Source organism: Endozoicomonas sp. ISHI1 (assembly GCF_024606225.1).
Lineage (GTDB): Bacteria > Pseudomonadota > Gammaproteobacteria > Pseudomonadales > Endozoicomonadaceae > Endozoicomonas_A.
The window spans coordinates 358,124-380,027 of sequence record NZ_JAGRPU010000001.1; the positions used below are offsets into that span (position 1 = coordinate 358,124).

At 48.0% G+C, this 21,904-nt stretch carries 25 protein-coding genes and 3 tRNA genes; 17 read left to right on the plus strand and 11 right to left on the minus strand.

Going from position 1 to position 21,904, the window contains the following annotated elements; translation table 11 throughout:
• The first annotated feature begins 20 nt into the window (after positions 1-20).
• Genes KBW69_RS01185 through KBW69_RS01195 form a run of 3 tightly spaced genes read left to right on the plus strand, consistent with a single transcriptional unit; the run spans position 21 to position 2,034 of the window.
• The gene (locus KBW69_RS01185; RefSeq protein WP_257279623.1) at positions 21-641 is read left to right on the plus strand and encodes a hypothetical protein; all 621 of its coding nucleotides are present in this window, start codon (positions 21-23) and stop codon (positions 639-641) included.
• Positions 638-1,339, plus strand: coding sequence for a hypothetical protein (locus tag KBW69_RS01190; protein ID WP_257279624.1), 702 nt, complete (start codon positions 638-640; stop codon positions 1,337-1,339). Before KBW69_RS01185 ends, KBW69_RS01190 begins: the two co-directional genes overlap by 4 nt.
• The gene (locus KBW69_RS01195; RefSeq protein ID WP_257279625.1) at positions 1,339-2,034 is read left to right on the plus strand and encodes a hypothetical protein; all 696 of its coding nucleotides are present in this window, start codon (positions 1,339-1,341) and stop codon (positions 2,032-2,034) included. The genes KBW69_RS01190 and KBW69_RS01195 overlap by 1 nt, the downstream gene beginning before the upstream one ends.
• A gap of 87 nt (positions 2,035-2,121) precedes the next feature.
• Here the strand turns inward: KBW69_RS01195 and KBW69_RS01200 are convergent, their stop codons facing one another.
• Both KBW69_RS01200 and KBW69_RS01205 read right to left on the minus strand, forming a co-directional pair.
• Positions 2,122-2,694, minus strand: coding sequence for a PIN domain-containing protein (locus KBW69_RS01200; RefSeq protein ID WP_257279626.1), 573 nt, complete (start codon positions 2,692-2,694; stop codon positions 2,122-2,124).
• Complete coding sequence (locus KBW69_RS01205; protein WP_257279627.1) at positions 2,694-3,152, minus strand: helix-turn-helix domain-containing protein; 459 nt, start codon at positions 3,150-3,152, stop codon at positions 2,694-2,696. The genes KBW69_RS01200 and KBW69_RS01205 overlap by 1 nt, the downstream gene beginning before the upstream one ends.
• 115 nt (positions 3,153-3,267) lie before the next feature.
• Here KBW69_RS01205 and traL point away from each other — a divergent pair, with 115 nt between their 5' ends.
• The 13 genes from traL to KBW69_RS01270 all read left to right on the plus strand — a co-directional run bounded on the left by traL (position 3,268) and on the right by KBW69_RS01270 (position 12,325).
• Positions 3,268-3,549 (plus strand): type IV conjugative transfer system protein TraL, encoded by a 282-nt coding sequence (gene traL / locus KBW69_RS01210; RefSeq protein ID WP_257279628.1) that lies wholly within the window; start codon positions 3,268-3,270, stop codon positions 3,547-3,549.
• A 50-nt stretch (positions 3,550-3,599) separates the two neighbouring features.
• Positions 3,600-4,100: a type IV conjugative transfer system protein TraE gene (locus tag KBW69_RS01215; protein ID WP_257279629.1), complete on the plus strand. Its 501-nt coding sequence runs from the start codon at positions 3,600-3,602 to the stop codon at positions 4,098-4,100.
• Positions 4,101-4,283: 183 nt separating this feature from the next.
• Entirely contained in the window at positions 4,284-4,784 is a 501-nt protein-coding gene (locus tag KBW69_RS01220; RefSeq protein WP_257276173.1) for a YgjV family protein, read from the plus strand.
• Between the two features lie 22 nt (positions 4,785-4,806).
• Positions 4,807-5,169, plus strand: coding sequence for a type-F conjugative transfer system secretin TraK (locus KBW69_RS01225; protein ID WP_257279630.1), 363 nt, complete (start codon positions 4,807-4,809; stop codon positions 5,167-5,169).
• Positions 5,105-5,575 (plus strand): type-F conjugative transfer system secretin TraK, encoded by a 471-nt coding sequence (locus tag KBW69_RS01230; protein WP_257276175.1) that lies wholly within the window; start codon positions 5,105-5,107, stop codon positions 5,573-5,575. Before KBW69_RS01225 ends, KBW69_RS01230 begins: the two co-directional genes overlap by 65 nt.
• A gap of 10 nt (positions 5,576-5,585) precedes the next feature.
• Entirely contained in the window at positions 5,586-6,746 is a 1,161-nt protein-coding gene (locus tag KBW69_RS01235) for a TraB/VirB10 family protein (protein WP_257276176.1), read from the plus strand.
• An 18-nt stretch (positions 6,747-6,764) separates the two neighbouring features.
• The gene (locus tag KBW69_RS01240; protein WP_257279631.1) at positions 6,765-7,160 is read left to right on the plus strand and encodes a TraV family lipoprotein; all 396 of its coding nucleotides are present in this window, start codon (positions 6,765-6,767) and stop codon (positions 7,158-7,160) included.
• A 14-nt stretch (positions 7,161-7,174) separates the two neighbouring features.
• Positions 7,175-7,513: a TraA family conjugative transfer protein gene (traA, locus tag KBW69_RS01245; protein WP_257279632.1), complete on the plus strand. Its 339-nt coding sequence runs from the start codon at positions 7,175-7,177 to the stop codon at positions 7,511-7,513.
• A 2-nt stretch (positions 7,514-7,515) separates the two neighbouring features.
• Complete coding sequence (locus tag KBW69_RS01250; RefSeq protein WP_257279633.1) at positions 7,516-8,724, plus strand: TraI domain-containing protein; 1,209 nt, start codon at positions 7,516-7,518, stop codon at positions 8,722-8,724.
• On the plus strand, positions 8,714-10,537 hold the full coding sequence (gene traD / locus KBW69_RS01255; protein ID WP_257279634.1) for a conjugative transfer system coupling protein TraD: 1,824 nt from the start codon (positions 8,714-8,716) through the stop codon (positions 10,535-10,537). The genes KBW69_RS01250 and traD overlap by 11 nt, the downstream gene beginning before the upstream one ends.
• 114 nt (positions 10,538-10,651) lie before the next feature.
• A complete protein-coding gene (locus KBW69_RS01260; protein ID WP_257279635.1) occupies positions 10,652-11,179 on the plus strand; it encodes a DUF4400 domain-containing protein in 528 nt (175 codons plus the stop codon).
• Positions 11,137-12,072 (plus strand): conjugal transfer protein TraF, encoded by a 936-nt coding sequence (gene traF / locus KBW69_RS01265; RefSeq protein WP_257279636.1) that lies wholly within the window; start codon positions 11,137-11,139, stop codon positions 12,070-12,072. The genes KBW69_RS01260 and traF overlap by 43 nt, the downstream gene beginning before the upstream one ends.
• Positions 12,041-12,325 (plus strand): hypothetical protein, encoded by a 285-nt coding sequence (locus tag KBW69_RS01270; protein ID WP_257279637.1) that lies wholly within the window; start codon positions 12,041-12,043, stop codon positions 12,323-12,325. Before traF ends, KBW69_RS01270 begins: the two co-directional genes overlap by 32 nt.
• A gap of 12 nt (positions 12,326-12,337) precedes the next feature.
• Here KBW69_RS01270 and KBW69_RS01275 read toward each other — a convergent pair whose 3' ends face one another.
• The 9 genes from KBW69_RS01275 to KBW69_RS01315 all read right to left on the minus strand — a co-directional run bounded on the left by KBW69_RS01275 (position 12,338) and on the right by KBW69_RS01315 (position 19,433).
• The gene (locus KBW69_RS01275; protein WP_257279638.1) at positions 12,338-13,378 is read right to left on the minus strand and encodes a tyrosine-type recombinase/integrase; all 1,041 of its coding nucleotides are present in this window, start codon (positions 13,376-13,378) and stop codon (positions 12,338-12,340) included.
• A 241-nt stretch (positions 13,379-13,619) separates the two neighbouring features.
• A tRNA-Leu gene (locus tag KBW69_RS01280) sits at positions 13,620-13,707 on the minus strand.
• 65 nt (positions 13,708-13,772) lie between these two features.
• A tRNA-Cys gene (locus tag KBW69_RS01285) sits at positions 13,773-13,846 on the minus strand.
• A gap of 101 nt (positions 13,847-13,947) precedes the next feature.
• A tRNA-Gly gene (locus tag KBW69_RS01290) sits at positions 13,948-14,023 on the minus strand.
• A gap of 225 nt (positions 14,024-14,248) precedes the next feature.
• Positions 14,249-14,815, minus strand: a complete 567-nt coding sequence (gene pgsA / locus KBW69_RS01295) for a CDP-diacylglycerol--glycerol-3-phosphate 3-phosphatidyltransferase (RefSeq protein WP_257275256.1) — start codon at positions 14,813-14,815, stop codon at positions 14,249-14,251.
• Positions 14,816-14,976: 161 nt separating this feature from the next.
• Positions 14,977-16,818, minus strand: coding sequence for an excinuclease ABC subunit UvrC (uvrC, locus tag KBW69_RS01300; protein ID WP_257279639.1), 1,842 nt, complete (start codon positions 16,816-16,818; stop codon positions 14,977-14,979).
• A gap of 100 nt (positions 16,819-16,918) precedes the next feature.
• Positions 16,919-17,575, minus strand: a complete 657-nt coding sequence (gene uvrY, locus KBW69_RS01305) for a UvrY/SirA/GacA family response regulator transcription factor (protein WP_257275259.1) — start codon at positions 17,573-17,575, stop codon at positions 16,919-16,921.
• A gap of 179 nt (positions 17,576-17,754) precedes the next feature.
• Positions 17,755-18,684: an electron transfer flavoprotein subunit alpha/FixB family protein gene (locus KBW69_RS01310; RefSeq protein WP_257275262.1), complete on the minus strand. Its 930-nt coding sequence runs from the start codon at positions 18,682-18,684 to the stop codon at positions 17,755-17,757.
• On the minus strand, positions 18,684-19,433 hold the full coding sequence (locus tag KBW69_RS01315; RefSeq protein WP_257279640.1) for an electron transfer flavoprotein subunit beta/FixA family protein: 750 nt from the start codon (positions 19,431-19,433) through the stop codon (positions 18,684-18,686). Before KBW69_RS01315 ends, KBW69_RS01310 begins: the two co-directional genes overlap by 1 nt.
• Before the next feature lie 519 nt (positions 19,434-19,952).
• Between KBW69_RS01315 and KBW69_RS01320 the strand changes: the two genes are divergently transcribed.
• Positions 19,953-21,611, plus strand: coding sequence for an electron transfer flavoprotein-ubiquinone oxidoreductase (locus KBW69_RS01320; protein WP_257279641.1), 1,659 nt, complete (start codon positions 19,953-19,955; stop codon positions 21,609-21,611).
• Positions 21,612-21,904: the final 293 nt, after the last annotated feature.

Genomic DNA, 21,904 nt, shown 5'->3' on the forward strand with positions numbered 1-21,904 from the left:
CAATTATTAAAGAGAGCATCATGAAAGGTCAGGATATTGGTTTATTACTAAAACTCTATTGCCTAAGCCTTGGAGAAAACCAGTCGATCATCCCTATCCCCGTGGGTTCATGGCAGGACTGGAGTGGGGAACAGGAAAATAGTGCAGAGTCCTCTTCTCTTGATGCTGCTGATTCTTATGGAGTTCGCACACTGGCTCAGATGACCGGTATCAGTAAATCTCAGGTTAATCTGGCATTAAATCGCTGTTATAGCGTGGGACTGGCAAAAAAAGACCGTCGATCTGGTGTTCCTTCGGTGAACCGAAAGTCCCTGTTTGAGTTTATTGTCTATGGTTTGAAATTTGTTTTCCCAGCCTCACCGGGGCCAGTAACAAGAGGAGTCACTACTTCACTGGTTGCTCCTGTTTTTAATAATGAACTCATGAGTGCCGGAGAGCTGCTTCCTGTCTGGCCCGATGCTCGAGGGCTCAGCAAGGGCCAGGGGATTGAGCCGCTGTTTAAATCCGCTACCTACGCTATTCGGAAAGATCCCGCTTTTTATGTATTACTGGCTCTGGTGGATGCTATCCGTATGGGTCAACCCAGAGAACGCAACCTGGCCATCCGCAGGCTGGAAAACTATTTGGGGCTGACAAAATGAGTCAAGCCGATCAACACCAACAGATGCTTATTCGAGTCGCCACCGCACTGGGGGCTGAGCTCTTGCAGCAAATGGCTTTTGTGGGAGGTTGCACCACCGGCTTATTGCTTACCGATGCTTTCAGTCTTGAGCAAGTGCGTCATACCGATGACGTGGACCTGATTGTCCATGTCATGGGGCACACTTCTTTTTCTGACCTACAAGCTGTATTGCAACAAAAAGGTTTTAGTCATAGCACCGAAGAAGATGACCCATTGTGCGCTATGCGCCTGGGCGACATGAGAGTGGATTTTATGCCCGACGATGCAAGCATTCTCGGATTTTCAAATCGCTGGTATCCGGATGCCCTGTCTACGTCGGAACAACACGTCCTGAGTGATAACATCATTATTCGATTGGTCAAGCCGGTTTATTTTATTGCCACCAAACTGGAAGCCTACCAAGGGCGTGGGTATGGTGATCCACTTGCCAGTCGCGATATAGAAGACCTGTTGAACCTGTTTGATGGTCGCCCCGAACTCATCAATGAAATCAGTTCAGCCAGAGACGAACTGCGTCAGTATATTTCTGAAGAAATCAGCCAGTTAATGCAACATCCGGATTTTGAATACGCCGTGCAAAGTTGCGCTTTGGGCGACAGTGAACGGGAAGCGCTCATTTTCGAACGATTGGATCTTGTCGCTGAAGGTATTTTTTGATGCATTACCACTGGATCAGTCAACAGGGTAATGAACGACGCATTAATAATGATGCCGCTCTCTTCATTGAGCGTGAGGAATATTGTTTTGCAATGCTTGTTGATGGCGCTCAAAAAGGACAACCGGGTAATGCATTTACCCAGTTCATCCTGAATCACATGGTCGCAGGAATAGTTGAAATTGATTCACCCTCAATGCCACAGAGCCAGACTGTCATTACTCTGCTCAGAGCCCTGCAAAAAGAGTTGCGCAAAAAATATCTGTTGAATATTGCCAGCTATCTTATTCTCCTTGTTCCAAAGGGTACAGCAGAGCTAAAGGCTCAGGTTATCCACTGCGGTGACTGTCGTCTAGGTACCCGGCATAATGATGGAAACATTATCTGGCAAACCAGTGTGCATACTGCTGCCAACCCTGAAGGTCTCTGGTTTTCAGAAAGTAACTGTTCAAAACCTGAACGACATATCCTGACTCGTAGTCTGAATGCACGACGCTTTCTCACGCCTGATGTCCGGCAACTCTCTTGCAGTGATGGCACTCACTGGCTGCTCTGTACCGATGGCTATTGGGCAGAACACCTGTTGGCAAAGAAGAACTGGCTTGAGCTCAAAGATGATGCAAGCTGTCTTGAAATTTCAAAGCAGATAAACTTTTCTACGCAGAACAGTGATTGTCAAAACCTCTGGGTTATGTGAAAGCTATAAACCCATCTGGCTCCAATGTACTGATCACTCCCACAGTGCTGGCTCCATCAGTAATCTTGTGAGTTTACTGTTTTCCTCTTACAAAACGAGCTTCATTGACTCTAGCCAAGTGACCGTTTCCGGCAACCTTTGCTTTCTTTGCCTGCTCAGATATTCATCAACCGTCAATGATGGTTTTTTTAAGGCAACTCTCGCCGAGCGGATCACGCCAATGACTTCTGCCGGATGCAGATCAATCAAATCATGAATAAAGCTGTCAGGATGAATAGCCTGAAGTTCATATGGGGTAAGGGCTTCATCAGGAAAGTCTTTCAGGTTATAAGTCACTATGACATCGGCGTTAGCGACAATTGTCGCTGCAACAACATGCCGGTCATCCTGATCTGGTAGTTGAACTGAATCAATCAAGTGCTCAAAGCCTTCAACCACTGCATCCCGGACATGAGCGTTCATCAGCTGTCGGGTTTTATTGAGGTAGTTCTCATCAATGTCTGGACGATTGGCTTTCAGATTGCGAGTCCACTCATCATGAATTTTGTCTGTCCACTTGGCGCGAAAAGTGTCTGTTATCGCCAACCTTAACAACACGTCTCTTAACACCGAAGGATAAAGAACACAGGCATCAAAAACAGCAGTAAATTGAGAAGCCATTAATACTCCGGATCGTTCATCTGGGAGAGGGATGACAACTCATCCAAAGCTGAGAGTCGTTTAGCATCTATAGCTGCTTTATAATCCATTAAATCCTGATACCGGACTCTGCGATGCCGACCAACCTTGTGGTGAGGGATTTCCCCCTCATCCAGCATTCTGACCAGATAAGGCCGGGAAACATTGAGAATATCTGCGGCTTCCTGAGTGGTCAGTTCCGCATGGATCGGGATGATTTTTACCGCATTGCCCTGTCCAAGTTGCGCCAGAATATCAACCAGCAGGCTCAACGCTCTGGTTGGAATCGACAACGCATGCTTTTCCCCATCCTTAGAGCTGATATCAATTTGCTGAGATTTAGCACCCGTCTCAAGAAAGGCTGAAATTTCCCGGCTGCACTCTTGTGCAATCGCAATCTCTTCAGCAGTAGGCAGAGTCAGTTTGTCTTTTGTAGTCATAGGTATTCCCTGATCGAATATTTACTAAGTTTTTTCCTTAACTGCAGTTTAATCGAAATAAACGAAATAGCAATAAACGAAATATTCGAACAACCCGAACATTCTGAGAGACATCATGGAAATCCCCCGCACCATCAACGACCCCATCCAGTTCCTGTTCTGGTCTCTGGATGAAATCTACCCCGTAGCCGTGGGTCTGATCTGGGGTATCTGGTTTGACCAGCTGCTTCTGGGCATGTTTCTGGGCTGGATAGCAATTCGTGTCTATCGACGATTTCGGGATCGTCACCCTGACGGCCACCTGAGCCACCAGCTTTACTGGCTGGGTTTTTATTTTGTGAAAGCCAGAACCTTGCCCAACCCTTATGTCCGGGTCTTTTACCCTTCCCGAAAATGACCATTCAAGACTATCTGCGACGTTTGAAGCAATGGCGTCAGCAGCTCTGTGTGGACAGGCTGATGCTGCTGGTACTGGTGCTGACGAATGCACTACTGCTTTTCCAATGCCTCAGTCGCAAACCGGCTGTTGAGCTGACTTTGCCATTGATGGATGGGCAGATCGTCATTCACTCCGGTGAGGCTTCGCAGATCTATTACGAATGGTGGGGACTGTCTCTGGCTGAATTACTGGGCAACCTCAATCCGCAGAATCTGTCGTTTGTTGAATCCAGGCTGCAAAGTCTGCTTTCACCCAATCTGCACCGGCAAGTCCATGAAACATTGAATCGGCAGTTCCACCAGTTACGGGAAGACCATGTTTCGCTGAGCTTTGAGCCATTGCAGCTTGAATTTGATGAAAACACTCATGAGGTCAGAGTGACGGGAAACAGTGCTCTCTCATCGGGCCATCAACGCCTGTATGGGCAGAAAACCTTTACCTTTCAGTTCAGTCTGATCCATTATCGCCCTGTGCTTGCTGTCATTCAGATTGAATCTGATCTCAAGTAACCTTTCCTTATGAGATTTCCGACGATACCATCGTCCTTGCTCAAGCCTCAATGGCCCCGGCAGTTAAATATGTCCAACATTGGCCAATACCAACTTTATCAAGCCCAACATTGTGCTGTCAGTATCTATCCAAGTTGGTTCCGTCACACGATTAACCCTAAGAGATCATCGTAAAGACTTGTCATGTTAGAAATTAATTTTGCCCAGGGTGTCGGGCTGTTTGCCTTTATTGTCGGAGCAAGTGCATTCCTTCATCAAAACGGCCGGCGTTTTCGACTACACCTGACCGTATTTCAAATCCTGTTATGTATTCACTTTATTATGATGGGTGCATTCACGGCCGCGTTTGGCTGTGGGATCAGTGCGGCAAGAAGTTATGCTTCAACCAGAACGAAATCAAATAAAGTCATGTGGTTCTTTATTTCGTTATTATGGCTTATGGGTTTACCCAGTTTACAACATAGCTATGAATTGCTAACCATTTTTGGTGCATCTTTAGTAACCTGGGGTTTATTTCAGGTTGATGGAATAAAATTGCGTCTACTTGTCTTGTTTAATTCATTCTGTTGGCTGACAAATAATTTGCTGCTAGGTTCTATTGGCGGGACATTGATGGAGACGACATTTATTATTGTCAACTTGTATACGATATCTAAAATGTTCATTTCAAGACGTGCTATGTAGTCATTTATTGAGAGATTCCTTTATGAACAAAACGCATGTTGTTTCCGTCTGTTTGTATTGTTCATTGACTCTGGCAGCTGCACCAGTCAAGTTGCAGGTATCACCGGGTCAGCAGCAACCCGTAACCCTGAGTCGTCTACACCTGAATCGAATTGTCACGCCTTTTGCGGCTCCCCAGATTCGAACCATTGATCAGGCTGATATTCGGATTGAAGGTTCAGTGATTTATCTCTCTTCGCAGCAAGAAAAACCTTTTGTCGTGTACATCACCCCTCATGATAATGAGTCTCATGCCCTTTCTTTGCTGGTAACACCACTGGATGTTCCTCCCAAAGAAATTCAGCTGTCACTATCAAAACAATGGCAGCAAAAAAATCAGCCATAACAGGGCATTAGCAAAACGATTCGAAGAAACCTCGGACTATCAGCAGGCTATCACGGAAGTGCTTGCTGCGCTGGTGAGGGGACAGATACCGGAAGGTTATGAACTGAGCATGTTGCATCAATCCGATATTCAGCATTGCGAGCAGGACGGCCTGATGTTTGATTTTTCCAAAGGCCAGCAGGTTCAGGGGCATCACTTCAGCATTCTGATAGGCACTGCCCAGAATAACACCGAAAAGCCGCTTACATTCCATGAAAGAAATTGTCAGGGCAGCCACACCGCCGCTGTCGCAATGTGGCCAAACAACAAACTGCATCCCGGCCAGCGAAGAGAGCTGTTTATTCTTCTGAATACGCCTGATTATGAATCTGCTCCCATATTGCGCCCTTCTCTGCTGACCAAATAATCATCAAGCAATGAACAGCATCAACCATTATTTAACACCAAGAATAAAGCGTTATGGCATTGTGCTGGGTACCGCAGCGGTTCTGGTCACCCTGATTTTTATGACCAGTAAGCGGCAGGATTCAGGCATTACTAAAACCCCGGAGCAAACCACCTCCTCTGTGGACTTTACCGGTGTGCCACCCAAAGAGTTAACTCTGAACCGTATCAGTGGTGATCTGGAACGCATCCATCAGCAACAGAAAGCTTTGCATGAAACACATCAACAAGAAATAGAGAAGTTGCAACAGGAAATTAGCCAGCTGAAGCAGCCCGTTCAACCCACACTCTCTTTTCCTGAACCTTCGTTGCCAGAGCCTGTTCCGGATGTATTGCAGTGGAATCATTACAGTCAATCACCAACAACCCAATACAACGAAACTGATTACTATGACACACCTCCTCAACCGCCCAGACCTATCCGGGTATTAGGAACTACCAACCCTCAGGCAGTCACCCTAAATTCAAAACCAAAGGATAAACCAAAGCTTTTGCGCTTACCGGCCGGAAGTCTGCTATCCGGCCAGTTAATCACCGGGCTGGATGTTCCGACAGGGCAAGGGGCAAGACGTGAACCTTATCCTGTCCTAATCCGCATCAAAGCTTCTGCCATTTTGCCCAATCGCTATCGCACTAACGTCAGGGAATGCTTTGTTCTGGCATCGGGCTATGGCGACCTGAGTTCCGAGCGGGCTTATCTTCGCAGTGAAACCCTGTCGTGCATCCTCAAATACAACGATAAGGAAGAAGTGATTGAACGACCTCTAGAAGGTTATATCGCCGGAGAAGATGGCAAAGCCGGATTACGTGGCAGGCTGGTCAGTAAGCAGGGACAGGTTATGGCCAAGGCGGCTATGGCAGGCTTTCTCAGCGGTATCAGTGAGGCCTTTGATATCAAACCCGTTCCAGTATTGTCTTTGGTTCCCAACCAGAACGGCCAGATTCAGTCTCCGTTTCAGTCCGGCTTAAAAGACAGTGGAGCCCTGCAAAGCTCTCTGATTAAGGGCAGTAACAAAGCATTGGAAAAGCTGGCAGATTTTTACCTGCAGCTGGCTGACCAGATGGTGCCCGTCATTGAAATCAGCGCCGAACGTAAGGTGGACCTGATTCTCACCCGTGGTCTGAAAAACTAATCTTTCGAGAATTTACCCATGTGTAAACACGATACCAGAGCCTTGCTTCTGATGGTTTCGCTGGTACCTGTTATTCAGGGCTGCTCACTGTTTGGTGTTGGTGAAGCTGAGTATGCCTGCCCGGAACCCGGCAAAGGCGTGTGCAAATCGGCAAGACAGGTCTATCAGAATACCGGTTCAACGTCTGCTGAAAACCTGTTTCCTTCAACTCCCAAAAACTATTCAGAACCCGATCTTCGTTTTGTAACGCCCGAAGCGATACCCAACCGCACACCCGCTCAAATCCTGAAAATCTGGATTGCACCCTGGGTTGACAAGCAGGGCAACTGGCACAGCGGCGGAGTTGTGATGACCGATATCGCACCAAGAGACTGGCAGTCTGCCATTCCCGTCTATTCACCGTCTGATGATTAATGGAGTCACTGAATATGTATGTACTGCTTGCTGATAGACCACCACTTGTTATGAAGCTGCAGAAACTGATGGTGTCGCTGGCACCTCTGATCATTCTTTCTCTACTGCCACAGGAGCTGCAGGCGGCCAATCCTGTCAATGTGACAGGTTCCACTGACTTTGCAGAAATTTATGGTCGCTTGGTGGGTTGGATCAAGGGAGACCTGGGACGAACACTGTCTATCTCTTTTGTCCTGATCGGACTGGCCTACGGCATGGCTCGCAACTCACTGATCGGCTTTGCTACCGGAGTCGGTGCTGCTGTCGGATTGCAGGTCACTCCCACCATTATTAATTCCATTTTCGGGCTTTAACCATGTTCACCTCAAAGGCTTTAGCCATTATCAATCACTGGTTACACCCGCATCACGCTGATGAAAAAATCCCATTACCAAACAATCTTCCAGAAGCTGATCAGCCTATACAACCAGGTTCAGGTTGCGCTGGGTATCAGGTAGGCACAGGAACAATCCTGCATCAGCAACAACAGCTTGTGGAACAGGTAAACGAGCAGCTGAATTTGCCAGCAGAACTTCAGCGCTTGTTTGACCAGACACTGGATAATCTCACCCACTGGCTCCATCTCCTACCTGCTCATCCTCAGCACCACTGTGAACCAGCAGGCGCGATCCGCCATGCTCTGGAAACAGCCTTCTGGTCCGTCACAGCCATGCAGCAGATTTACAGAGACCACGACTTGTATCCAGATCAACGCAGAGCGAGGGAACCGCTATGGCGGTTAATAGCAGGCGTCGCCGGGCTTTTATATGACAGTGGACGAATGACCTCCTGTCTTGTTGTTCAACAACCATCTGCAGGGCAATCAACAGAGCTATCAAAAGAGCAATGGCCAGCTTTCCAGCAACCTCTTGGAAGCTGGTTGCAACAACACCGCATTAGCCATTACTCACCCCATTGGAAACAGTGTGATATCGATCCCAGGAAACCATTAGGACCAGAATATACGGCCATCAATCTTTTACTTTTGCCGCAGCTGACTCCTCAGGCATTCCGCAATGCCCTGCAACCCGGCAACAGTAATGGTGCTCTCTGGCAGACTTTTATCGGTGCGCTTACCGGACAAAAAAGCGGTCATGGCGTATCGCAAATCATCCATGCCGTTGAGCTGGCACGTCTGAAAAGCATCAAATTGCATTTCGAAAATGGGGAGGCGCTTAACCAGATCACAAAACCGTCCAAAACTGAGGATCAGCCAACAGAGGAAAAGGATAATGAACTCGATTGGCTTGAGCTGGTTATAGGTAACCTCCACGCAGAGGATATCAAATGGGCGAAAGACAGCCTTCTGCTGCCTTGGCCTGATGCGGTCAAATCCAGGGAAACTCCAGAACCGGATATTCTGCTCAAACAATGGAACCAGAGAGGTTGGATCAGACCTGTTGGGAACCAGATTATTTTTCGACGTAATGGCCGACTGGTCATTGCTCTGCAACCTGTCATTTCCGAACAGTGCAAACAATGGTTGCCAACAAAAAACATCACGGGGACACAGCATGATCAGTGATCGTCCTTATTTGCAAAACTGGCGGCCTATTTATGAGTTGAGTTCCTCCGCCGTATGGTTTTCCGCCATGATTACAGCCTATACATTGTCGTTTTACAGTTTACTGCCGCAGATTGGTTTTGTTCTAACCTCTACTTTCTGCGGGGCCATGATGTTCATTCGGCTGAGACAGGCTTTGCCAAGATGGCAACAGCATCGGCGGCTTAAGGGGAAAAAGCTGGCTCTGTTAAAGCTAACGGGAAAAAAATGCCATTCATTGCAAACAAAGAATCAGAAGCAAGGAGTCTGGTTAGGCTGGGGCTTTGAATGGCAACGGCTCCATGGACAAAGAGCCTGGGACTTATTACGAAGTGATAACCTGCCAGCCAAATCAGAAAAAAACATGGGAGCAGGCTGGATTCACGGTATGGAAGAACATGAGGAGCCGTTATATCAGCCTCTTGAACAGACTCAGATGCATACCATGGTGATCGGTGTCCCGGGCAGCGGTAAAACCCGACTCTTTGATTTGTTGGTGACACAAGCCGTATTACGCAGTGAGCCCGTTATTATCGTCGACCCCAAAGGCGACCATGATCTTGCCAGCCATACCCTCAGAAGTTGCGAGCTGTCAGGCAATCAATACCGGTTTATGAAGTTCCATCCGGGCTTTCCTGCCAATTCCATTCGTATCAACCTGCTACAGAACTTCAACCGTTCCAGTGAGCTGGCTAGCCGGATTTCTGGATTGATGCCTTCCGGTGGTGATAATGCCCCCTTTCAGGCTTTTGCCCAAAAAGCCGTTGATGCCGTAGTTCAGGGCTATCTGCTCTGTGGTCAGCGCCCTACCCTTGTTATGATTCGTCAGGGACTGGAAGGTGGCGTCACCAGACTGTTAATCAGAGCGCTTAGTATTCTCTGTACACGTTATATGGCTCAGGCAGCAGACGTCATTCGGGTGAAGGAAGTTAAAGGGAAGAATAAAGCCGAAGCCGAGGCACGACGCTGGATAGAGTTCTATCGGGATAAGGTCATGCCTGAAACGCCCTGCACCGACGTGGAAGGACTGATCTCACTGTTTGAACATGATCGGGCCCACTATGGAAAAATGATTGCCACCTTACTGCCTGCTTTGGGAATGCTGACAGGAGGTCCACTGGCCCGACTGCTATCAGCGGATCCCACCGATACAGACGACCTGCGCTCCTGTACCCATACCGCCAGCCTGATTGAGCAAAACAAGGTGATGTATTTTGGGCTCGATTCCCTGTCTGATCCCATGGTCGGCAAAGCTATCGGACAGTTGCTATTGGCAGATCTGGCAGCCGTGGCGGGGGATCGTTATAACTACGCAGATAGCACTGACAAACCCATCAACCTGTTTGTCGATGAAGCCGCAGAAGTGCTTTGCCCTCAACTTCTGTCCCTGCTTAACAAAGGCCGGGGGGCTCAATTCCGGTTATACGTCGCTTCTCAGACACTGGCTGATTTTGAAGCTCAGTTGGGCTCGAAAGCGGCTGCCCAACAGTTTATAGACAACTGCAATCACCTTATCTGCCTGAGAACACAGAACCCTGACACCCAGAAATTTATCACCGATAAGCTGCCGCCGGTTCGTTACCGCTACTTTATCCGCAATCAGGGCATCAGCACCGACGCTAACCGCCCTATGGAATTCACCGGCAACCTAAGTGAACAGCAATTGGAAGAGACCGGAGACTTGTTTCCACCACAACTGCTTGGTGAGCTGCCCAATCTGGAATACGTTGCACGATTGGGCGGCGGACGTTTATTGAAAGGAAGAATCCCGATTCTTTGCTCGCCAAAATCCTGAACATCCGATTCCATCTTTCTTATGACAACATCTCAAAAACAAGCCAGTCCATTCGCAATCTGGTGTTTCGGGCTTGGCCTGATATTGCTCTGGCTTGCTTTTTCTGGCCAAAAGATGAACCAGTATCTGTACAAAGAGCAGCAACAATATGCCCAGAGGCTGGGGCGGGAGAATGCTCTATGGATTATGCGAACAGGCGACCAATTATATGCAGCCACCATTATGAAATCGGGTATTCAGCACTTTCTTTTGAAACATACGACTACAGATCGAAACTCGGGTGAAGGGTTGGCAAAGGCCATGGAGCTCTTTCAGGGTGTGGCTAAGAACTTCTTTAGTCTGATACGACAGCTGTTCTATCGAATTTCCGTATTGCTGGCTTGCCTGCCATTCTGGGGCGTGATGTTTATTGCAGCCATTATCGACGGCCTTTTGATCCGAAAAATCCGTTATCACGATTTTCACTATACCAGTCCATTGCAAAACCTCTGGAGCCGACGGGCATCAAAATGGATTCCGGGTTTATTCCTGTACCTAATCATCATCCCTTTACCGGTTCCAGTATTGCTGATTCCTGCCGCCGCCTGGCTGGCTGCACTATGTCTGGGATGGTGGACAGCCAACTGGCAGAAGAAAGTCTGATGCCCTTCGTTCTGCTATTAGTCGGAATATATTCAGTGACTGCTTCAGCTGAACAACAATGGTTTAGCCGCCACTCTGAAGGCTGGTTCTGGTATGAGCAGATTGCCGAGCCAGAAACCGACGAGAATGAAGCCAACGATCAAACCAAAAGACACCAGCCACACACAACCGCATGGATCAGAAATAACATCGGTCTATACCTGGACAAAGCCATCGAGCTTCCCAGTAGAGAAAACGTCAGTAACTACCTCTATCTCGACAGGTTGATAAAAGAAAAAGCAGAACGGTTTGCCCGTGTCGGAAAACAGGTGATTGAAGGTGACCCATTGCTGGATGAAAACGTTCGTCGCCCTATATCCCCAGCTGCCGCCAAAATAAGTGATGACATGGTGCAACACGCCAGGCAACAGGTTTTACAGCAAATAGCGAAAATTGCCGGGCTCGTTTTTTACTATCAAGGAAGGTGCAGGCTGTGTCAGTTGCAGGCTCAGACTTTAATGGCATTAAGCCAGCACTACAGCTTCAAACTGATTTCCTTTTCTACTGATGGCGAGCTTATTCCTGATTTGCCTGACAGTCGAATCGACAGAGAACCCAGTCCAACACTCAACATACAAACCTACCCTGCTCTGTTTTTGATGAAACCACCCGACGAAATTATTCAGCTTCGGCAGGGAGTCATTTCTTATATTGATTTGCATAACCGTATTGTTGAAGCAGCCCATGAAGCCCAATGGATTAGCGAGCAGGACTACAAAAGCACGTTAATTGTCAGGGATAACTGGAATGACGCCAGCGCAAACGCAATTCCACTCGCAGGCCGCAAGCTCAAAAAACATCATTCAATAGGTGAAATTGATCATGAACAGTCAAAATCAGCTCTGGTCCATTAAGCGTATCGCTGATTTCCTTGATCTCTCAGTGAACTACACACGAAATGTCATCGTGAAGCAGGCAAACTTTCCCGAACCAAGATTTTCAATCATCGAGGTCAATGGAAAAAAACAAAAAAGCAAACCACGCTGGCTCGATAAGGAAATCAGTGAATGGGTGAGTCAGGAGTACTGCCCCCGATCTGAAATGGAAGAAAAGCAACCTGTAAAACGAGGACGCAAAAGAAGGGTATCAGATGAATTCCAAATCTGAACCGTTTGATTTTCAAGCCAATTTACAAGAAAAATCCTTTGCAGTTTTTCTGAAGTATTTCAGTGTCCTGTTCATATCGGTGTGACCTGCCTGCTTTGCCAACTCAAAGGGTGTCAGTTTCTCAGATAACCGGGTGAGCGCCTCATGTCTGGAATCACGAAATTCAAGATCGTCGATCAGAGTTTTTCTGACAGCAATGCTAAATATAGAACTTACGTTCAGTTTTGAGCTGGAAAACCAATAGTCACCCTCTGTTTTCCCTAACAGTAATAACCGGACTGCTTCACTGGACAGTGCCAGTGTCTTTTTCTTCTTCTCTTTTGTTCTCTCTGCGGAAAGGTTGATCACCCTGTTATCAAAATCGATTTCACTGGCTACCAGATATTTCACTTCCTGTTGCCTCATCGCCGTTTCGATGCATAGCTTCCACAGCAGTGCCACCGTTTGAGCTGGTGTTTCAGGAGCCTTTTGATCTTCCCAATGATCCAGCGCAAAAAGTACCCGCTGAATTTCTTCTTCTGACACTCTGCGATCCCTTGATGCTGATCGATCATCGGCAAATTTGACACTTGCAAAGGGCGACTTTTCGATATATCCCCATTCCCGAGCCATCGTAAACACATTACACAAGAAATTCTTCTCCCTGGCTACTGAGCTTTCCTTGACCGAACTGAGTCGGCTCATTTTCCACTCAGCAATGTGAAAGCTCTTGATGGAAGAAATGGGTTTATCCATCAAATCAGGCAGAGGGGAATGATTCTGGTTGGTCGCCATCTGCTGAAACCGCTGATTCTCGCGTAATGCGGTTTCCCTGCCTTTCTTCCTTGGACTGACTTCATCAACGTATCGAACAAATGTTTCTCTAAGGGTTTTTCGATGCAACTGATGACGCATGACCTCTTCTGCATTCTTCCCATATTCATCAATTTTTCGCTCAAGGCTGGAAGCCCATAAAGCAGCTTCTTTTTTTGTGTCGAACGTGCGGGCCTGGTCAATGCCCTTTTTTCTAACCCGGGCCAACCAACCAGCTTTTCTCTTTTCGAGCCTGGCCATAACAACCTCCGCATTTTTCTGAGGAAGGTAAAAACTGCATGAATTCTGTGCCAATCCCAGTGCCAAAAATGAGTGGCACAAATGACACAAGCGAAGTTTAGCAAGATGAAGAATGATCAATAAAAGAAATGGTTATATAGGGAGGATTGAGCGCAAGACTTTGGCGCAGTAATCGTATAGTGAAAAAACGTGAGAAACAGGTACAAAAAAAGCCTCCCATTTCTGGAAGACTTTTTGGAGTTGGTGCCCGGAGCCGGAATCGAACCGGCACGATCTTAACGATCGGCAGATTTTAAGTCTGCTGTGTCTACCAATTTCACCACCCGGGCGACAGGAATAGCTTATCTATTCCAGTCGAAAAAAAACAGGCTAGCCAACCTGTTTTTTCCAGCTTTGGAGGCGAGTACCGGAGTCGAACCGGTCTAAATGGAGTTGCAGTCCACTGCATAACCGCTTTGCTAACTCGCCTTTTATCTCTTGAGAGATTGGAACGTGGAATGAGGCTCGCCATTGCTATAGATAGACGACCACAACCTTCTTCCAACTCGCAGATTTCTCTGCACTTGAACTGGAGCGGGAAACGAGACTCGAACTCGCGACCCCAACCTTGGCAAGGTTGTGCTCTACCAACTGAGCTATTCCCGCGGTGAAGATAATTTAGGACTTCTTCAAAGTCCGAAGCGGAAAGCGAGACTCACTCTTTAACATTGAGATGCCCCCAACCTTGTTCAGGCTCTGTTCTGCTAACTGAGCTATACCGGCCCGGCATCCATGTTCGTCAGTGCATGAAGCCCGAGAGCTTCGCGTCCGTCGAAGATGTTGCGTAGTTTAAGAATATTTCGTCTGCTGTCAATAGATTAGAGTAATGAATTAGCTTTCAGCCTTAGAGAATGGTGTCAGATCAGGCCATGCGGCTCGAAGGTACACATACATAGACCACAGTGTCAGGATGGCAGAGATGTAAAGCATTGCCAGACCAAGATACCCGATCATGGATTCCAGAGGCACAGGGGCAAAGAGTAACAGGGTAATGGCCATCATTTGTCCGGCCGTTTTTAGTTTGCCGATCATATTCACCGCTACACTGGTTCGCTTACCTATCTCAGCCATCCATTCACGCAGGGCAGAAATAACAATTTCCCGGCCAATAATGATCGTAGCGGGTATGGTCATCCAGGCTGCCCTGAACTCTTCGACCAACAGGCATAATGCTGTTGCTACCATGATTTTGTCTGCCACCGGATCAAAAAAAGCACCGAAGGGGGTGGTCTGGTTCCAGCGTCTGGCCAAATAACCATCAAACCAGTCAGTCGCAGCAGCGACTGCAAAGATGGCAGCGCAGAGAGTGTAACGCATTTCAATGGGCAGGTAGAAAATCAAGACCAGAAAAGGAACCAGAACAATGCGAAGCATCGTTAGAATATTCGGAATATTCATAGCAACAGATAAATAACCATGATGTGTAACTTTGCTGAGGTCTTTCTACCAGAGTACTCATGCAACCCAAAGTTCTGGTGCAGACAGACCTACAGACCGTCGTTGAAAATATTTACAATCCCATAAGTTACACAGTCGAGAGAAATAGTACAAACCCGAATCTACGATCCATGCAAATGAGCATGTATCTGTTCTGCCAGCTTCTGGCTGATACCCTCGACTTTTGCCAGCTCATCTAACGACGCGTTCATTACGCCATGACGCCCCCCAAAGAACTTGAGCAATGCCGAGCGACGCTTGGCTCCAACTCCCGGAATATCTTCCAGAGTTGATCGTTTTCTGGCAACACTGCGCTTTTGTCGGTGGCCGGTAATGGCAAACCTGTGCGCTTCGTCCCGTATATGTTGAATCAGCAGCAGAGCGCCATCTTTTTCCAATGCGGGCAGCTCCTTGCCCTTATAAATCAGTGTCTCAAGACCTGGTTTTCTGGAAACCCCTTTGGCGACACCCAATAAAGGAATATGCTGGAGAGATAACTCGTACATGACGTCCTCTGCCATGCTCAACTGCCCCTTACCGCCATCAATCAATATCAGATCCGGTGTATTCTCAGGCTGCCCGGTCAGGCTTTTATAACGCTTATGCAAGGCTTTCTTCATGGCGGCATAATCATCACCAGGCTCAATACCTGTTATGTTGAAACGCCGATACTGGCTTTTGTCGGGCCCTTCCTGATTAAACACAACACAGGAGGCAACCGTTGCCTCACCCATGGTATGACTGATATCAAAGCATTCAAACCGGGTTAACGGTTCTTTCAGCTTCAGCAGCCTACCCAATTGCTCTGTGCGCTTGCGTTGATGGGTTTTACCAGCCAACTCAGACTGAAGGCTCGTCTGTGCATTTTTATCTGCCAGCTTCAACCAATCCTGTCGTTCGCCCCTGACCCGATGCTTGATTTTGACACTTTTACCCGACAACTGACTGATTCCCTGTTCAAGTACCTCGTGATCTTCCACGACAATAGGCAGGATAATCTCGGAGGGAAAATTTCGACTATTGGCAAGCTTGATATAAAACTGGGCCAGAAATTCTGAAAGGTGATCTTCTGGCTGATGGTCCAGCCTGAAATTCGGAAAATAGCTCTTGTGCCCCAATAACTGACCATTACGAACAAACAGCACCGCAAAGCAGACCTTACCCATTTGGTTGCAGTAACCGACTATGTCCGCATCACCGGTACTGCGATTGACCGACTGTTGTTCCTGAACTTGCCTGAGCTGGCTGATCTGATCCCTGATTTCAGCGGCTTCTTCAAACCTCAGTGCTTCGGACTCGCTCTCCATTCTTTTGATCAGTTTACGGATGAGCTGCTGACTCTTTCCTTCCAGAAATTGGCGAGTATCCTGCACATCTTGCTGATATTCTTCCGAGCTGACCAGATTGACGCAGGGAGCCTTACAGCGTTGGATCTGATGCTGGAGACAGGGACGACTTCTATTACGGAAATAACTGTTCTCACATTGTCTGACCTTGAACACCTTTTGCAGCAGATTCAAACTTTCCCGCACGGCACCACCACTGGGATAAGGACCAAAAAACAAGCCTTTCTTGCTTTTACTTCGACCTCTCTGATAGACAATACGAGGATACTCATCTTCCACAGAGAGATAAATAAAGGGGTAGGACTTATCGTCCCTGAGAAGGATATTGTAGGGCGGTCTCCGGTCTTTGATGAGGTTTTGTTCCAGCAGCAAGGCCTCCAACTCGGAGTTGGTAATGGTTACCTCTATACTGTGGATCTTGCTCACCAGCGCCATGGTTTTGGTGGTCAGACCAGTAGGACGAAAGTAGCTGGACAGACGATTTTTAAGATTTTTTGCTTTCCCGATATAAAGGGTATTCCCAAGATTGTCCCGCATGTCGTAGACACCCGGCTGTCTGGGCGCCTGTTTTAGAAAAGCCTTGTGATCGAAACGTTCTTTTTCTTCACCTTTAGCCATTGAGCCTGTCATGGAATACAAATACTGTCGATTAATTTCGGACAGTATACTGACAAACAAGACCACAGACCTACAACTTCAGCTCATGACCTGTCGTTGATCAGACTGAAGCAGCATCCTGCCCTACTTCAATCAGCCGGTACCGAATCGCCAAATGTGTTAATTCCACATCACTGTTTATTTGCAGCTTCTCAAAAATACGGTAGCGGTAACTGTTCACCGTTTTAGTACTCAGACAGAGTTTGTCCGAAATGGCCTGCACCTTTTCACAACTGACTATCATCAGGCATATCTGCATTTCCCTACTGGACAGTTTTTCAAAGGGGGAACCTGAGGAAGGATGTAAGGACTTCAACGCCATTTGCTGAGCAATATCAGGACTGATGTAGCGTTTGCCAACGACCACCGCCCTGATGGTGGTAACCATCTCATCGATACTGATGCCTTTGGTGACGTACCCAGCTGCACCGGCTTCCATCAGTTTGGCAGGATACAGCTCATCATTGCAGACGGTGACAGCAATGACCTGAATCTCTGGGAATGACCGACTGATCTTACGTGTGGCCTCCAGACCACCAATCCCCGGCATTCGGACATCCATCAGTACCACCTGGGGCTTGAGGCTACGACACTTTTCAACGGCCTCTTCCCCGCTACTGGCCTCACCGACGATGACCAGTCCCTCTACATCGGAAAGCATGCGGGACAAGCCCGTTCTCACCAGATCATGATCGTCAGCAATCAGTACGCGAATCATGACATACTCCAACCTGCATCTTTATAGTTGTTATGTTCCTAATCCATCTCTCATTTCCCTGATGGTAAACCACTCCAATGTCACCACACTCAGAAAAAAGCCTGAGCACGAGTAATATCGTACAACAGGCTTATCCTACTACCAATATGTTTGGACTAGCAGAATACTACAGGCCAAAATTAGAGCTTGCTTTCCAGTTCCGGTACAGCTTCAAACAGATCCGCTACCAGACCATAGTCGGCTACCTGGAAGATAGGCGCTTCTTCGTCTTTGTTGATGGCAACAATGACCTTAGAGTCTTTCATACCTGCCAAATGCTGGATCGCACCGGAAATACCAATAGCAACGTACAGGTTAGGAGCAACAATTTTACCAGTCTGTCCAACCTGCATGTCATTAGGTACAAAACCTGCATCTACTGCTGCACGAGAAGCACCTACCGCAGCACCGAGTTTGTCAGCCAGTTTGTAAAGGATCTCGAAGTTTTCTCCGTTACCCATACCACGACCACCGGATACTACAATTTTTGCAGCACCCAGTTCTGGACGATCAGACTTCGCCATCTCTTCACTGACAAAGGAAGATATACCTGCGTCATGAGCGATGTCCAGCTGCTCAACAGGTGCACTACCACCATTAGCCGCCACGGGATCAAAACCAGTACCGCGAACGGTGACAACTTTCACAGACGCACTGCTTTGAACCGTTGCAATGGCATTACCGGCGTAGATCGGACGGGCAAAAGTGTCAGCACTGTCGACACGTATGATGTCAGAGATTTGCTCAACATCCAGCAAAGCAGCGACACGGGGCATATAGTTTTTGCCACTGGTGCTGGCAGCACTCAGAATATGGCCATAGCCTTTGCCCAGTTCAGCAACCAGCAGACTGACGTTTTCTGCCAACTGGTGCTCATAGGCGGCATTGTCCACAACCATAACCTTGCTGACACCTTCAACGGCTGATGCTGCTTCGGCAACAGAACCACAACCGGATCCAGCGACTAATACATGAACATCATCGCCTATTTGACGGGCAGCCGCTACCGTATTCAGAGTGGCCGCGCCCAGGGCTGCATTGTCATGCTCTGCAACTACGAGAATAGCCATTAGATTACCTTCGCTTCTGTTTTCAGTTTTTCGATCAGTTCATCAACGCTGCCCACACGGATGCCGGCACTGCGCTCCGCAGGTGGCTCAACTTTCAGAGTATTCAGGGAAGAAGTCACCTCAACACCCAGATCTGCAGGTGTTTTGACGTCGAGAGGTTTACGTTTGGCCTTCATGATATTGGGCAGAGAAGCATAACGAGGCTCATTCAAGCGCAGGTCTGTCGTCACGATAGCGGGCAGTGACAGGGAAACTGTCTGCAGACCACCGTCGACTTCACGAGTGACAGAGGCTTTGCCATCTTCTATAGTCACTTCAGAAGCGAAAGTACCCTGAGGCAGACCCGATAATGCCGCCAACATCTGACCGGTTTGGTTGTTATCACTGTCGATGGACTGTTTACCCAGAATCACCAGATCTGGTTTTTCTTCATCAACAATGGCTTTGAGCAGTTTGGCAACAGACAGAGAACCGGGGTTTTCGTCGGTTTCTACCTGAATACCGCGATCAGCACCCAGAGCAAGAGCGGTGCGTATCTGCTCCTGACACTCTTTGGTCCCGAGTGAAACAACAACGATTTCAGTGGCAACACCCTTTTCCTTCAGTCTTACCGCTTCTTCAACAGCAATTTCACAGAAAGGATTGATGGCCATTTTGACGTTCGTGAGATCGACATCACTATGGTCCGCTTTTACACGAACCTTGACGTTATAGTCGATGACTCTCTTAACGGCTACAAGTATTTTCATGGGTTCGCAGCCTTCCTTATTTATACTATGACTGGATACTTGGTTGTGAGGCAGGGTATGAAATCTCCGAAAACATCGCGCGGAGCATCAATTGTTATCATTGTTTCACATCGCTGCTGTGTGGGCAGTCTAACAGCACGTCAATAAGGGTTCAAACCTATGTTCAAGATTGATGCAAATCCGACAGCTCTAATGAACTATGTGTCTGACCAAAGCCTTTTATTAGAACACCCAAACATTATGACATCTTCCACATGTAGTCAGAGACTCTTCACTGGCAGAATGGCAAATGGCACTCTGCCGAGCCGAGCGAGCCCTGACACAGCGAACACTGGTTATTTGCGTTAGAGCCAGTATAATGCAGAAAAAAATTCAAACAACTGTTTGATTTTCATGCCAGGAGATTTTTCTGACTATGACAGCCCGGAAAGGTTAACCGGAAAGTTGGAGTGTCATCAGACACAAAGAACATTGTATGAAAATCACCATGTGATAACCCGGTGAGGGAGGGGATCCATCTTGGAACGCGAGTCTATGCCATTTGACGTGGTAATTGTGGGCGCTGGACCATCCGGTTTGTCTGCTGCATGTCGTCTTATGCAACTGTCACAGGAAGCAGGTCAAGAACTCTCTGTCTGCGTCGTTGAGAAAGGATCAGAGGTAGGAGCACACATCCTGTCTGGTGCCGTCTTCGAACCTACTGCCCTGAATGAACTGTTTCCCGACTGGAAAGAAAAAGGGGCACCACTGAATACCGCTGTCGTTTCCGACGATATCTACTGGTTAAGTTCCCAGGAAAAGGCCATGAAAGTGCCGGGTGCCTTTGTACCCAAGACGATGCACAACGAAGGCAATTACATCATCAGCCTGGGCAACCTCTGTCGCTGGCTGGCTGAACAGGCTGAGAGCCTGGGTGTGGAAGTATTCCCCGGCTTTGCTGCCAACGAAATCCTGTTCAATGAAGATGGCAGTGTGAAAGGGGTTGCGACTGGTGACATGGGCATCTCTGCCAATGGCGAGAAAAAAGACAGTTACATGCCTGGTATGGAACTGCACGCCAAATACACCCTTTTCTCAGAAGGCTGTCGTGGTCAACTGGGTAAAGAAATCATCAGCCGTTTCAATCTGGACGAAGGTAAAGACCCACAACATTATGGCATTGGTATCAAAGAGCTGTGGGATGTCACTCCAGAGAACCACTCTGAAGGTCTGGTCGTGCACACTGCTGGCTGGCCTCTGACTGATAGCGGCTCAACTGGCGGCGGCTTCCTTTACCACATTGAGAACAACCAGGTCGTACTGGGCCTGATTACCGACCTGAGTTACTCCAACCCTCACGTCAGTCCTTTTGAAGAGTTCCAGCGTTACAAGCAGAGCCCAACCATCAAGAAATTCCTCGAAGGTGGTAAACGGGTGTCTTACGGTGCCCGTGCTCTTGCCAAAGGCGGCCCTCAGTCCTTACCAAAAATGACCTTTGCCGGCGGCCTTCTGATCGGTTGTGATGCAGGCACCATGAACGGTGCCAAAATCAAGGGTTCTCACACAGCTATGAAGTCCGGCATGTTGGCAGCCGAGGAAGTCTTCAAGTCAATTAGCAGTGGCTCCGAAGGCGGCGAAGACCTCACTTCTTACACAAAAGCTTTTGAAAGCTCCTGGCTGGGCGATGAGTTGCAGGCACAGAGAAACTTTGGTCCGGCCATGCATAAGTGGGGTAACTTCATAGGAGCGGGCTTTGCGTTTATCGACCAAAATATTTTTGGTGGCAAGCTGCCATTTACCCTGCATGATAAAACACCCGACTACGCAACACTCAAGCCAGCGATTGATAGTAGAAAGATTGATTATCCAAAACCGGATGGTGTCATAAGCTTTGATCGTCTGAGTTCTGTGTTCCTGTCCAACACTAACCATGAAGAAGATCAGCCCTGCCACCTGAAACTGGCCGATGCTTCGATTCCTCTGAGAGATAACCTGCCTAAATACGACGAGCCTGCTCAGCGTTACTGTCCGGCTGGCGTTTATGAAATTGTCGAAGACGAAACATCTGGCGAGCAGCGCTTCCAGATCAACAGTCAGAACTGTGTTCATTGTAAAACCTGCGACATCAAGGATCCGGCCCAGAACATTAACTGGGTTGCTCCGGAAGGCACCGGTGGCCCCAACTACCCGAACATGTGAGTGCGACGAGAGTCGCCTTGCTAGCGTGTAAGCGCTTGATTTTAAAGCGCTTACACACCTACCGTCAAAGTCGTAGAGACATTCGGTAGTCAGTGTGGTGAAAACCCGCATATCTTTAACTATCGTCGGTATAAAGACTATTCCACGCCCTGACACTATCAACAGCGGCTGCTCATTGCGGCCACGTTCTGCTGCGACTGTAAATCTGCGGGACTGCGCTCCATTATTCTTGATGAGCTTTATGATGATCTTTGCAACTGGGGGAGCCAGGGGCATGCTAGGCACAAAGAGCA

Coding starts and splice junctions, on each gene's coding strand:
- KBW69_RS01185 (WP_257279623.1), top strand. CDS start 21: ATGAAAGGTCAGGATATTGGTTTATTACTAAAACTCTATTGCCTAAGC.
- KBW69_RS01205 (WP_257279627.1), bottom strand. CDS start 3,152: ATGACTACAAAAGACAAACTGACTCTGCCTACTGCTGAAGAGATTGCG.
- KBW69_RS01270 (WP_257279637.1), top strand. CDS start 12,041: ATGAACAGTCAAAATCAGCTCTGGTCCATTAAGCGTATCGCTGATTTC.
- uvrY (WP_257275259.1), bottom strand. CDS start 17,575: ATGATTCGCGTACTGATTGCTGACGATCATGATCTGGTGAGAACGGGC.
- KBW69_RS01240 (WP_257279631.1), top strand. CDS start 6,765: ATGTGTAAACACGATACCAGAGCCTTGCTTCTGATGGTTTCGCTGGTA.
- KBW69_RS01250 (WP_257279633.1), top strand. CDS start 7,516: ATGTTCACCTCAAAGGCTTTAGCCATTATCAATCACTGGTTACACCCG.
- KBW69_RS01260 (WP_257279635.1), top strand. CDS start 10,652: ATGAACCAGTATCTGTACAAAGAGCAGCAACAATATGCCCAGAGGCTG.
- KBW69_RS01230 (WP_257276175.1), top strand. CDS start 5,105: ATGTTCCTCCCAAAGAAATTCAGCTGTCACTATCAAAACAATGGCAGC.
- traF (WP_257279636.1), top strand. CDS start 11,137: ATGTCTGGGATGGTGGACAGCCAACTGGCAGAAGAAAGTCTGATGCCC.
- KBW69_RS01225 (WP_257279630.1), top strand. CDS start 4,807: ATGAACAAAACGCATGTTGTTTCCGTCTGTTTGTATTGTTCATTGACT.
- KBW69_RS01195 (WP_257279625.1), top strand. CDS start 1,339: ATGCATTACCACTGGATCAGTCAACAGGGTAATGAACGACGCATTAAT.
- KBW69_RS01200 (WP_257279626.1), bottom strand. CDS start 2,694: ATGGCTTCTCAATTTACTGCTGTTTTTGATGCCTGTGTTCTTTATCCT.
- traA (WP_257279632.1), top strand. CDS start 7,175: ATGTATGTACTGCTTGCTGATAGACCACCACTTGTTATGAAGCTGCAG.
- KBW69_RS01220 (WP_257276173.1), top strand. CDS start 4,284: ATGTTAGAAATTAATTTTGCCCAGGGTGTCGGGCTGTTTGCCTTTATT.
- KBW69_RS01275 (WP_257279638.1), bottom strand. CDS start 13,378: ATGGCCAGGCTCGAAAAGAGAAAAGCTGGTTGGTTGGCCCGGGTTAGA.
- traL (WP_257279628.1), top strand. CDS start 3,268: ATGGAAATCCCCCGCACCATCAACGACCCCATCCAGTTCCTGTTCTGG.
- KBW69_RS01315 (WP_257279640.1), bottom strand. CDS start 19,433: ATGAAAATACTTGTAGCCGTTAAGAGAGTCATCGACTATAACGTCAAG.
- KBW69_RS01190 (WP_257279624.1), top strand. CDS start 638: ATGAGTCAAGCCGATCAACACCAACAGATGCTTATTCGAGTCGCCACC.
- KBW69_RS01310 (WP_257275262.1), bottom strand. CDS start 18,684: ATGGCTATTCTCGTAGTTGCAGAGCATGACAATGCAGCCCTGGGCGCG.
- KBW69_RS01235 (WP_257276176.1), top strand. CDS start 5,586: ATGAACAGCATCAACCATTATTTAACACCAAGAATAAAGCGTTATGGC.
- pgsA (WP_257275256.1), bottom strand. CDS start 14,815: ATGAATATTCCGAATATTCTAACGATGCTTCGCATTGTTCTGGTTCCT.
- uvrC (WP_257279639.1), bottom strand. CDS start 16,818: ATGGCTAAAGGTGAAGAAAAAGAACGTTTCGATCACAAGGCTTTTCTA.
- traD (WP_257279634.1), top strand. CDS start 8,714: ATGATCAGTGATCGTCCTTATTTGCAAAACTGGCGGCCTATTTATGAG.